A 12,047-nucleotide genomic window follows, 5' to 3' on the forward strand; every position below is an offset into this window, starting at 1 on the left:
CTGGCCCTGTACATCAGGGCCTGAACCTCAGCGCACCAGGTGCAGGAACTGCAGGTGCCGTTCGTACTGGTCGAGGATGTCGTTGATGATCTGCTCCTTGGTGTAGCCCACCAGGTCGTAGTCCTGGCTGCCCTCGGCCAAGTGCACTTCCGCGCGGTAGTAGCGGCGGTTGTTGATCTCCTTGGAGCCCATGCCGCCACGGGCGAACGACGGCGTGAAGTAGCCGCGCATCTGCACCTGGTAGACGAAGGGATGTTCCTCGCCATGGCCGATTTCCAGGCTGACGCTGTCGTTGGAAGGGTCGGGCTGGGTGACCACACTCAGGCCCTTCTCGACGAACACCGCCGTTACCTCCTCAATCGCCGGACGCACGGTTGATTCCAGGAAGCGATACACCTCATCCCGCGACGGGAAATGCACCGCCTGGCTCAAACGCTGACGCCAGCCGCCTCGGCCCTTGCGCGCCGCCGAAACCGGCGCCAGCGAATGCAACTGGGCGATCTGCTTTTGCGACTCCAGGTAGAACGCCTTGTGCAGCCCCCACATCATCAGCAGCAGGATCATCGAGAACGGCAGCGAGGTCAGTACTACCGCTGACTTGAGCGAATCAATACTGCCGGCGAACAGCAAGGCGCTGGTGACCAGCGCGGTCATCGCCCCCCAGAACACACGCAGCCATTTCGGTCCGTCTTCATCGGCGTTGCCGCCCTTGGACGACAGGGTCGACAGCACCACGGTGCCGGAGTCGGCCGAGGTGACGAAGAACACGAAGCTGATAAACACCGTGACCGCGATGACGGTTTTGCTCCAGGGGTAGGTTTCCAGCAGCAGGTAGAGGCTCATCGACGGATCATCGATGGCCGACTGGCCGAGCGCGGCCATGCCGTGGTTGAGCACCTGGTCGATGGCGCTGTTGCCGAAGATCGACATCCAGGCCAGGGTGAAACCCAGCGGGATCAGCAGCACGCCGAACACGAATTCGCGGATGGTACGACCACGGGAAATCCGTGCGATGAACAGGCCCACGAACGGCGACCATGCGATCCACCAGGCCCAGTAGAACACGGTCCAGCCACCCAGCCAGTCGCTGGGTTTGTCGTAGGCGTATACGTCGAAACTCTTGGTCGGCAAGGCGCCCAGGTAGTCGCCGATGTTCTGGATCAGGGTGTTAAGCAAATGCTGGGTAGGCCCGGCGAACAACACGAACAGCAGCAGCGCACAGGCCAGCAGCATGTTGATGTCGGACATCACCCGCACGCCCTTGTCGACGCCGGCCACAGCGACCAGGATCGCGGCGCCCATCATCAGCGTGATGAGACCGACCTGGATCCACTGGGTATGGGCAATGCCAAACAGATAATCGAGACCGGAGTTGAGGTGCAGCACCCCAAAACCCATATCCGCGCCGAGGCCGAACACCGTGGCGATAATGCCAAAGCCATCCACCGCGTAACCGATGGGGCCATTGATTCGCTTGCCAATCAGCGGGTACAGCGCCGAGCGCAACGCCAGCGGCAGGTTATGCCGGTAGGCAAAGTACGCCAGGGCCATGCCCACAAACGCGAACACGCCCCAGCCATGCAGGCCCCAGTGCAGAAACAGGATCTGCATGGCCTGGCGCGCAGCGTCGGCGTTCATCGGCGCGCCTTGCGGCGGTTGCACCAGGTGCGTCAGCGGCTCGGAGACGCAGAAGAAGAACAGCGTGATGCTGATCCCGGCGGCGAACAGCATGCCGGCCCAGGACAGGTAACTGAATTCGGGCTCGTCGTGGTCGGCACCGAGTTTTATCTTGCCGTAGCCCGATAGCGCGGTGACCACCACGAAGACCAGATACAGGGTCATCGCCAGCATGTAGTACCAGCCGACCGTGTTGGCCGCCCAGTTTTGCGCCGCCAGCAGCCAGGCACCGGCCTGTTGCGGGATAGCGATGACGGTGATGCCGAACAGCAGGATAAACGTCGCGGCAAAGTAGAAGACCGGCGCATTCATGCGCACCAGGCCGCTGGATGGGGTGGACGATGCACTCATGAACGATGCACCCCAAGGATGAGGGATATGGCTGTGAAAAACGGACTCAGCAAAGGTAAGCCTCCTGTTGTGAGCGGGCAGCGAACCACCGGGTTTAACTTGAACGAGCATTCAAGTTAAACATGGATAGGCGGTCTGGGACTAATCGCAGGGCTGAGTGGTAGGTGATTCCTACACAAGCTCAAGGAAAGGTATGACGGATCGCGCTGAAAAACGTTCAGCACGCCTTTCAATATGTGCAGCCTGCCTCCTGTTGCATTCACCACAATCGAATGACCACTGCCCACCTGAGGTCATTCAGCCATGCCAGAGACATTGAAGCATTTTGATTTTATCCGGCAACAATTGCCGCCATGGTTGCGGAGCACGTCACTGCAACGTTTTGCGGCGTTGAAAAAACAGCGCCCAGACTTCACGGAACTCTATCGCAATGCCCCTGGCTCGGAGCAGCGACTGCCCTTCAAGCACGCCCTGGACACCCACTGGGCCAGCCAGAACGCACTGGACACGCTATTCGAGACACTCACCGACATTAAGGCCTTCGCCGAGCCCTTGCTGAAAAATGCCCTGCGTGACTACGGCGCTATTGATGTGTTGAATACTTCGATCCGTCTATACGCGCCGGCCACACTGCCCTGGTGGACGTTCGGGACGCACCCGGGTGTCTCCGTCCGGACAACGACGCTGCTCGACGCCGCCTTGCACAACTTTTCAGCTTCGGAAACCTTTGTCGATTACGCTTTCCTTGCAGCAGAGGATGCCCGTGGGCAGCGTGAGATACTCACGTTCAAACACAGGGTGACAGGTCAACCCCTCACCGCCGACCATTTCAAAACCGTGTGCCGAAACCTGGATATCGGTGCGCGCTATGTGCAAAACCTCACCCTGACAGTGGGGTTCGGCAACGCCTCGGTCGCCACCTCCTTCCGACAAAAAGTCATCCACAACCTGAAAGCCGCCCTCAACAGTGCCGCTCACGTGGCGCTCGCCAAAAAAGACATCACCGAAGACAGCTACACCCTCATTCAGTCGCTGCTCCAAAGAGACGGCCCGCTTCAACTGGGCGGGCAAACGATGGACGTCTACGCGCTGAGCCTGCTGGATACACGCCTGCCGGGCATTTTCATCATCGCACCCGCACGGTTGGACGCAGCGCTTCATAAAATCCTGGTCTATATCCCTGATGACCCCGCCCACCCTCTCAAGGACTACATCTCAGCCCAGGCCTTCGTCAAAGAGCTGACCGGTCAACTGCGTGACCGCACGCCTTCCGACGACCCATCCCGCCGCAGCTACCAGCAGTTCTTCAGCCAATTCGTGGCCCATCAGGAACGTGGGCGCTTTTTTTACCAACTCAATCAGTTGCTCTCCACTGTGCGCTGGCACGACAGAGAACCTGGGGACAGCCGCCCCAACTGGCGCCCAGAGCCGGTAGAAACACCCAACCTGCAATTTCGCACCCTGGCTGTTCGTGACGATATTCAAAACCGTGGCGACAATCCGGGCCAGGATAATCTCTGGCACTACCTCTACCGCGTCAAACTGAACAAATGCGTGAACGACGCCCGAGAGATTGCCATCTCCACAGCCTACGCCGATCGCATGGCGCGCTGGGAGTGGTGGGATAACCTGGAGAAAATGCTCTCGGACATTTTCAATGCCGCGCTCCTGGTCATCACTCCGTTCGTTCCCTTGCTGGGGGAGTTGATGTTGGCCTACACCACCTACCAGATGCTCGACGATGTATTTGAAGGCATCGTCGATTGGGCCGAAGGCTTGCAGCGCGAAGCGGCAGAACATCTGCTCTCGATCGCAGAGAACGCGCTGCAGCTCGCGCTATTCGATGCGGGAGCCAGAGTGGGTGAAATTGCCAAGGTGAAACTGTCCACGTTTGTCGAGCAACTCCAACCCGTACAGACACCTTCCGCGCAGACGCGCCTCTGGGCCCCTGACCTCGCGCCTTACCAACATACCAACCTGCGCCTGCCCGAGACCTCCATTGCGCACGAAAATGGCCTTCACCACCATCAGGGCAAGCAGATTGCGAAAGTGGAAAACCACCACTATGAAGTCCGCAAGGACCCTGTCACCCAAACGTACACCCTTGCCCATCCCAAACGCACCAGTGCCTACCAGCCTCCCGTGGCGCTCAATGGCAGCGGCGCGTGCGTGCTGGCCGGTGAACAGCCAAGGACCTGGAACAATGCTCGCCTGCTGAGACGCCTCGGGCCACAGACAAACGGTCTGACGGCCGGTGAACTGGAGCAGGTACGGCAGATAAGCGGTGTCGAGTTCGGGGATTTACGCCATATGTATGTCAACAATGAACCCACCCCACCCTTGTTGGCCGATACCCTCAAACGCTTTAACAGTGAGAAGGGCATCAGAGAGGCCGGAGACGCTATCCGTACAGGCCAGCCCCTTGACCCGTCGTCGGACTGGTTCGAACAAATGGTCACCGAGCTTGAGGGCTGGCCTCGCGACAAAGCCTTGCTGGTGTACCCGCGCGGCGATTCATCAGGCACGCCCCGTCGTTATGGCAATGCACAAGCAACAGGCGCCGATACCCTGAGCCTGAACATCGCCGATGTCATGTCAGGCAGGCTGGCGGAAAAAGTCGTGGACTACCTGGATGAACCACAACTGACCCAGTTACTCGGCAAACAGTTGCCTGAGAATGAGCGCGTACAGGCGCTGCGTGAACGGCTGGCCGCGTATGTCGAGCAGCAAAGCGCCTCCCTCGCCCACAGCGACTACTCCCGCCAGGAGGCCAGCGACGAGCCCTCTATCCAATTGCTGCGCAGCCAGTACCCGGACCTCCCCCTGAGTATCGCTCAGAGCCTGGTTCGCCATACCCGTCGTCGCCACCTGAGCATTATGAGTGAAAAGAAACGCCTTCCATTGGAGGTAAAAAACCAAGCGCTGGAGCTGGATTTCGAAGTCCGCAGTACGCGCATGTTCGAACAGCTTGTCCAGGGTACCCCGCCCTCGACACACACCGAAAACCTGGCACTCAATACCCTCAGAATTCACTCAGACAGTTTTGCGAATCTGCGTATCCAGGTGCGTGAACGAACCCCCACCGGCGACCTGAGAACCCAGGTCGGCGCAGAGGATGCCGCACACCTCAAGATCCTGGTGCGTAACCGAAAAGGCCAGTATCGGGTGTTCGACGCCGGAGGCAAGCTGATACACGGCCCAACTGACTTCTACAATGCTGTATTCCAGGCATTGCCGCCCGAGAGCTCCTTGCGCGATAGCGACACACTGCGCACATGGCTGATTGAAAAAAACAAAGCGCCCACCGAACGGCGCTTGGCCCTCGCCGAGGCGCCTATCCCCACCCATCCTGAACGTAAAACACTGACCCTGCTCGGTGGCGGCAACAGCATGAGCCGCGTGGTCGATGTCGAGGTAAATCCCGTTACGGTGCAGGGGAATATCAAACACTGGCTGCCGGGGATGTCCGAGCAAGGCGTGAAACGCTTCGCTGAAAAAGCCGAGAGTGATGAGGGACGATTACAACTCGAACACCTGAAAGCCGAAGGCAAAGCCTTGGACAAGGCACTACACACCTATTTGAAAGACAGTACCCGATTTCCTTATCGCAACTCGCTGGAAGAGGTGCTTGCCAGGAAGGCATTTACCAGGAAGTTGAAAGAAGCCTGGCGCGAGGGGTACACAAAACTGCACGACGAGTTCAATACGGCAGGCAACGACGTGTACTTGGACCTGAGCGATACAGTGCTGCCGACTGAACTGCCCGTGCTGCCCTTTGAGTTGGGATTGGTCACGCACTTGCATATGAATGGCAGTGGGTTTGCCGCTGAACATACGCCATTCCTGGCGCATTTCCCTAAATTGAAGACGCTTGATTTAGCGGATAACCGTCTGGTCACACTGCCCGAGGCCATCGGAAACATGCGCTCGCTCAAAGCCCTTGACGTGAGCAACAACGCTATTGCCTTGGACAACACCGCTGTGCAGCAGTTGAAAAAACTGCGGCGGTTGCAGGGGCTGGATCTTTCAAAAAACCCTCTGGGACGGGTACCGGATATTAGTCACATGCGCGACCTGACGGCGTTGGACTTGTCCCACACAGGGATCAGCGAATGGCCCGCGGGCCTCTTTGCGCACGAGCGAGACGCGTCTTTTGACCTGTACCTTCGCGGCAACCCCATTACCACAATTCCAGAGGTCGCCAGGGAGTCCGCAGAGGCATTTACCGTGGCTAACACCTGGCTGGACCGCGCAACCCTCACGCCTGAAGCCAGGGCCCTTTGGGACGAGCACAAAACTGACTTTGGGTTGGACCCTTATCGCACTTACCCGCCCAAGGGCGATGCTGACTTTTGGGTGGATGACCTGGACGATGACAACCAGATACGTTTTGCCAATGTCTGGTTTGACTTGGAAAATGAAGAAGGCTCCCAGGGTTTTTTCGAAGTCATCAAGAAACTGGAGCAACCCGAGGCTTTCGAGGACCCGATGGACGAGATGCGTTACGAACAAAACCGAAGAATCCTGACCGATCAGGTGCGGCATATGCTGTTGAGCATGCACGAAGACACGATGCTGCGTCAGGAGCTGTTCAAAATGTCGAGCTTCCCGGGGCTGTGCCCGGACGCAAGCCGCCAGATATTCACCGAAATGGGGATTCAGGTCACCGCCACCACGGCCAGGCGATACAGTCGAACGCAAGCTGAACATGAAGAGACAATCACCCGTCTAGCCCAAGGCGCCGCGAGTCTCAAAATGGTGAACGATGTCGCCCGGGCGGACATCGCCAACCGTCTCAAACCTGCCAATCAAGGTGGCCAGGGACTGCGACTGTCCACCCAGGTTGTGGACGGACAGCCCGGCAGCGTCGACGAGGTGGAAGTTTACCTGGCCTACCAGACACGCCTGTCGAAAAGCCTCAACCTGCCCTGGGTCAGCGACAGCATGACGTATCGAAACACCGCCAATGTGCCCGAGTCTTCCATCATCCATGCGGGCAAAGCCGTGAAAGACTTGAGTGAAGGCGACGGACTGGTGAACCGCATGTTGCAGGAACCCTACTGGGAGCCCTTCCTGAAGGAACGCTACGCAAAAGACTACGCAGCCAACGAAGAAAACACGGTTCAACAGTTGGAAAGCCTGGAGCAACTGGATACCGAACAAAAAGCGTTTGCCCAGGCGCAGGATCTGAACGAGCAGGAGAAAACGCAAAAACGCGAGGCACTGAAGTCCCGGATCGAACAGTTACAGATCGAGGACCGAGTCGTCCCGGACCAGGTCATGTCCGAGGACCTGTACAACCAGCTCTACAATGACCTGTCGGAACGTCGCATGGAGTGGCTGCGCGAACAGACCCACCTGTCACTGGAGCGGCTTGAACGCTGACATGCTCACTTCTGCGTGCCGTCATCATGCTGCAGGTTCGCCTGGGTGATATTCGCCCCCGCCGGCACGCTGCGGGTCAGCCACACGTTGCCGCCAATGGTCGAGCCCTTGCCGATGGTGATGCGCCCCAGGATGGTCGCCCCGGCGTAGATCACCACGTCATCCTCGACAATCGGGTGGCGCGGGTGGCCCTTTTGCAACTGTCCGTCCTCATCCGCCGGGAAGCGCTTGGCGCCCAGGGTCACGGCCTGGTAGATGCGCACCCGCTCGCCGATGATCGCGGTTTCGCCGATCACCACGCCGGTCCCGTGGTCGATAAAAAAACTCGGGCCGATCTGTGCGCCGGGGTGGATGTCGATGCCGGTGGCCGAGTGGGCGATCTCGGCACTGATGCGCGCCAACAGCGGCAGACCGGCGCGGTACAGGTGGTGGGCCAGGCGATGGTGAATCACCGCCAGGATGCCGGGGTAGCACAGCAACACTTCATCCACACTGCGAGCGGCCGGGTCGCCGTGGTAGGCGGCCAGTACGTCGGTGTCCAGCAGGCTGCGCAGGGACGGCAAGGCCAGGGCGAAATCCTGGATCAGGCGGATGGCGTGGGCGTTAACGGCGCTGTCGTCCTCGCCGCTCTGGCGCGCGGCGTAGCGCAGTTCCAGGCGCGCCTGGCCGAGCAGGGCATTGAGCGCCACATCCAGGGTGTGGCCGACGTAGAAGTCTTCACTTTCTTCACGCAGGTCCACCGGGCCCAGGCGCATGGGGAACAACGCGCCACACAACGACTCCAGGATCTGCGCCACCGCTTCACGCGAAGGCAACTCGCGGCCACCATGCTCACCGCTCAAGCGGCCATTGCGCGTTCGCCACTGGTCCCGGGCGCCGCGCAACTGGCTGACGATGGTCTGTAATTGCCAATGACTGGAACGCTCACTCACGGTTTTCACTCCTGACGTAATGGCGCTCACTTTACGGTATGCACCCTGGCCGCCCTTAAGAACCAATGGTGCAATACTAAGAACCATCCGGAATAAGCGATTGGCGGTTGCCCGATGAAAAGTGCCTGCCTATAGTCGCCCCATCCTCATCAACCGTGCGTAGCCATGATCAAACAACAGCTCGACCGTTTTAACCGCCTGGAACTGCTGGGTGGCGCCACCGCCCTGGAAAAACTCGAGCGGCTGTCGGCCTGGTCGGGCAGAGACATCTACGTCAAGCGCGACGACACCACACCGCTGGCCATGGGCGGCAACAAGCTGCGCAAACTCGAATACCTGGCCGCAGATGCCATCGCCCAAGGCGCCGACACCCTGGTGACCGCTGGCGCGATCCAGTCCAACCACGTGCGCCAGACCGCCGCGCTGGCCGCCAAGCTCGGCCTGGGCTGCGTCGCGCTGCTGGAGAACCCCACCGGCACCGAAGACCCCAACTACCTGGGCAACGGCAACCGCCTGCTGCTGGACCTGTTCGACGCCAAGGTGGAGCTGGTGGAGAACCTCGACAACGTCGACGACCAACTCAGTGCCGTCGCCGACCGCCTGCGCAGCAACGGCAAGCAGCCATACCTGGTGCCCATCGGCGGCTCCAATGCCCTCGGCGCACTGGGTTACGTGCGCGCCGGGCTGGAGCTGGCCGCGCAGATCGAAGCCAGCGGCATCGAGTTTGCCGCCGTGGTGCTAGCGTCCGGCAGTGCGGGCACCCACAGCGGCCTGGCGCTGGCGTTGAGCGAAGTGCTGCCGCAGTTGCCCGTGATCGGTATCACCGTATCGCGCACCGAAGAAGCACAGTTCCCGAAAGTGCAGGGCCTGGCCGAACGCACCGCCGAATTGTTGGGTGTGGATATTCCCGAGGCCTTCAAGGTGATCCTGTGGGACGAATATTTTGGCCCGCGCTATGGCGAACCGAACGCAGGCACCCTGGCGGCGGTCAAGTTGCTGGCGAGCCAGGAAGGCCTGCTGCTGGACCCGGTCTACACTGGCAAGGCCATGGCCGGCTTGCTGGACGGTATCGGGCGCCAGCGCTTCGAGGATGGCCCGATCATTTTCCTGCATACCGGTGGCGCGCCGGCGTTGTTTGCTTACAAGAGCGCCTTCAACTGAATCAACGCGGACTAAATGTGGACCAACATGTGGGAGGGGGCAAGCCCTCTCCCACATTAGAACCTCTATATATTTCTTATTGGAATATCAGATTTAATTTATATTATTTTCAAGTCTTAAAAACCGGCTTTATAGTCGCGCCGTAGGCGAAGACGCGCTACGCGCTTTAAGGCAGGATACGACTACTGCGTCACCTGCTTCGCACACCATAAAAACACAGGGGCTCTTCATGACTATTTCTGTATTCCGTCGCACGTTGCTGGTTGGCACTCTGGGCCTGGCACTCGGGGCTGGCCTGATCGGCCAGGCAGTCGCGGGTGAACAACTGGGCAACATCAAAAAAGCCGGCGAGATCAAGATCGGCCTGGAAGGTACTTACCCGCCGTTCAGCTTCGTCGATGAAAGCGGCAAGCTCAGCGGTTTCGAAGTGGAACTGTCCGAAGCCCTGGCCAAGGAGCTGGGCGTGAAGGTCAAGCTGCAAGCGACACCATGGGACGGCATCCTCGCCGCCCTGGAATCCAAGCGCCTGGACGCCGTGGTCAACCAGGTGACCATCTCCGAAGAACGTAAAAAGAAATACGACTTCTCCCAGCCTTACACCGTCTCCGGTATCCAGGCGCTGGTCCTGAAGAAAAACGTCGACACCATCAAGACCGCCGATGACCTGGCCGGCAAGAAAGTCGGCGTAGGCCTGGGCACCAACTACGAACAATGGCTCAAGGACAATCAACCCAAAGCCATCATCAAGACCTACAACGACGACCCGACCAAGTTCCAGGACCTGCGCATCGGCCGTATCGACGCCATCCTGATCGACCGCCTGGCCGCCCTGGAATACGCCAAGAAAGCCCCGGACACCGCCGCTGCCGGCGACGCCTTCTCCCGCCAGGAAGCCGGTATTGCCCTGCGCAAGGGTGAGCCAGAACTGCTTGATGCCGTGAACAAGGCCCTCGACAAACTGCGCGCCGACGGCACCTTGAAGAAGCTGTCCGAGAAGTACTTCAACGCTGACGTCACTCAATAATGGAAGCAGGTTTCCAACTCGCGCTGGACTCCGCGCCCTTTCTGCTCAAGGGCGCGTATTACACGGTGATCCTCAGCCTCGGCGGGATGTTTTTCGGCTTGCTGCTGGGCTTCGGCCTGGCCTTGATGCGCCTGTCGCGCTTCAAGCTGGTGAGTTGGCTCGCCCGAGTCTACGTGTCGTTCTTTCGCGGCACGCCCTTGCTGGTACAGCTGTTTTTGATCTACTACGGCTTGCCGCAAGTGGGCATCGAGCTGGATCCTATCCCGGCAGCCATGATCGGCTTCTCGCTGAACATGGCCGCCTACGCCTGTGAAATCCTGCGTGCCGCTATCGGCTCCATCGAGCGTGGCCAGTGGGAAGCCGCCGCCAGTATCGGCATGACCCGCGCGCAAACCCTGCGCCGGGCCATCCTGCCGCAGGCAATGCGCACGGCCTTGCCGCCGCTGGGCAACAGTTTCATTTCGCTGGTCAAGGACACGGCGCTGGCCGCCACCATCCAGGTGCCCGAGCTGTTCCGTCAGGCGCAACTGGTGTCGGCAAGGACCTTCGAAATCTTCACCATGTATCTCTCCGCTGCCCTGATCTACTGGATTTTGGCGAGCATCCTGGCGCATTTGCAAAACCGCCTGGAAGACCGGGTCAACCGGCATGACCTGGAGTCCTGAAGCATGATCGTGGTTGAAAAACTGACCAAACAATTCAACGGTCAGGTGGTGCTCAACGGCATCGACCTGGAGGTCAAGGAAGGCGAAGTCATCGCCATCATCGGCCCCAGCGGTTCCGGCAAGACCACCTTCCTGCGCTGCCTGAATTTCCTCGAACAACCCACCAGCGGCCGCATCAAGGTGGGTGACATCGAGATCGACACCAGCAAGCCGATCAACCAGCAACAAAGCCTGGTGCGGCGCCTGCGCCAGCACGTGGGTTTTGTGTTCCAGAACTTCAACCTGTTCCCCCACCGCACCGCGCTGGAAAACGTCATCGAAGGCCCCACCGTGGTCAAGAAGATGCCGCACGATGCCGCGGTCGCACTGGGTCGCAAGCTGTTGGCCAGGGTAGGCCTGGCAGGCAAGGAAGACGCCTACCCACGGCGTCTGTCAGGCGGCCAGCAGCAGCGCGTGGCGATTGCCCGTGCGCTGGCCATGGAGCCGGAGGTGATCCTGTTCGACGAACCCACCTCGGCGCTGGACCCGGAGCTGGTCGGTGAAGTGCTGGCGACCATCCGCAGCCTCGCCGAAGAAAACCGCACCATGGTCATCGTCACCCACGAGATGAGTTTTGCGCGGGATGTGGCCAACCGGGTGATTTTCTTCGACAAGGGTGTGATCGTGGAACAAGGCGAAGCCAAGGCGCTGTTCGCCAACCCCAGGGAAGAGCGTACCAAACAGTTCCTGAGCAAGTTTCTCGCCCACTGAAGCTTTGGGTAGGCGCTGGCTTGCCTGCGATACAGCCACCTCGGTGAACCTCTCACACCGGGGCGATGCCTTCGCAGGCAAGCCAGCTCCCACACAAGCCTG

At 59.7% G+C, this 12,047-nt stretch carries 7 protein-coding genes; 5 read left to right on the top strand and 2 right to left on the bottom strand.

Going from position 1 to position 12,047, the window contains the following annotated elements; all coding sequences use genetic code 11:
- Positions 1 to 27: 27 nt before the first annotated feature.
- Positions 28 to 1,989 (bottom strand): choline transporter BetT, encoded by a 1,962-nt coding sequence (betT, locus tag BFN10_RS28400; protein WP_165447923.1) that lies wholly within the window; start codon positions 1,987 to 1,989, stop codon positions 28 to 30.
- Positions 1,990 to 2,331: 342 nt separating this feature from the next.
- On the opposite strand from betT, the gene BFN10_RS28405 reads away from it, so the two are divergent.
- Positions 2,332 to 7,413 (top strand): NEL-type E3 ubiquitin ligase domain-containing protein, encoded by a 5,082-nt coding sequence (locus BFN10_RS28405; RefSeq protein ID WP_071492509.1) that lies wholly within the window; start codon positions 2,332 to 2,334, stop codon positions 7,411 to 7,413.
- Between the two features lie 5 nt (positions 7,414 to 7,418).
- Here the strand turns inward: BFN10_RS28405 and epsC are convergent, their stop codons facing one another.
- Positions 7,419 to 8,345: a serine O-acetyltransferase EpsC gene (gene epsC / locus BFN10_RS28410; protein ID WP_071492510.1), complete on the bottom strand. Its 927-nt coding sequence runs from the start codon at positions 8,343 to 8,345 to the stop codon at positions 7,419 to 7,421.
- Between the two features lie 165 nt (positions 8,346 to 8,510).
- Here epsC and BFN10_RS28415 point away from each other — a divergent pair, with 165 nt between their 5' ends.
- The 4 genes from BFN10_RS28415 (at position 8,511) to tcyN (ending at position 11,945) form a co-directional block, all read left to right on the top strand.
- Positions 8,511 to 9,506, top strand: a complete 996-nt coding sequence (locus BFN10_RS28415; RefSeq protein WP_071492511.1) for a D-cysteine desulfhydrase — start codon at positions 8,511 to 8,513, stop codon at positions 9,504 to 9,506.
- A gap of 229 nt (positions 9,507 to 9,735) precedes the next feature.
- Positions 9,736 to 10,530, top strand: a complete 795-nt coding sequence (gene tcyJ / locus BFN10_RS28420; protein WP_071492512.1) for a cystine ABC transporter substrate-binding protein — start codon at positions 9,736 to 9,738, stop codon at positions 10,528 to 10,530.
- Positions 10,530 to 11,195, top strand: a complete 666-nt coding sequence (gene tcyL / locus BFN10_RS28425) for a cystine ABC transporter permease (protein WP_010214112.1) — start codon at positions 10,530 to 10,532, stop codon at positions 11,193 to 11,195. Before tcyJ ends, tcyL begins: the two co-directional genes overlap by 1 nt.
- Before the next feature lie 3 nt (positions 11,196 to 11,198).
- Complete coding sequence (gene tcyN / locus BFN10_RS28430; protein ID WP_071492513.1) at positions 11,199 to 11,945, top strand: L-cystine ABC transporter ATP-binding protein TcyN; 747 nt, start codon at positions 11,199 to 11,201, stop codon at positions 11,943 to 11,945.
- The last annotated feature ends 102 nt before the right edge of the window (positions 11,946 to 12,047 follow it).

It is taken from the genome of Pseudomonas extremorientalis (assembly GCF_001870465.1).
GTDB lineage: Bacteria > Pseudomonadota > Gammaproteobacteria > Pseudomonadales > Pseudomonadaceae > Aquipseudomonas > Aquipseudomonas extremorientalis.

Bases quoted from the DNA above. Each gene is read 5' to 3' on its own strand.
- tcyJ (WP_071492512.1), top strand. From the start codon at position 9,736: ATGACTATTTCTGTATTCCGTCGCACGTTGCTGGTTGGCACTCTGGGC.
- BFN10_RS28415 (WP_071492511.1), top strand. From the start codon at position 8,511: ATGATCAAACAACAGCTCGACCGTTTTAACCGCCTGGAACTGCTGGGT.
- tcyN (WP_071492513.1), top strand. From the start codon at position 11,199: ATGATCGTGGTTGAAAAACTGACCAAACAATTCAACGGTCAGGTGGTG.
- tcyL (WP_010214112.1), top strand. From the start codon at position 10,530: ATGGAAGCAGGTTTCCAACTCGCGCTGGACTCCGCGCCCTTTCTGCTC.
- BFN10_RS28405 (WP_071492509.1), top strand. From the start codon at position 2,332: ATGCCAGAGACATTGAAGCATTTTGATTTTATCCGGCAACAATTGCCG.
- betT (WP_165447923.1), bottom strand. From the start codon at position 1,989: ATGAATGCGCCGGTCTTCTACTTTGCCGCGACGTTTATCCTGCTGTTC.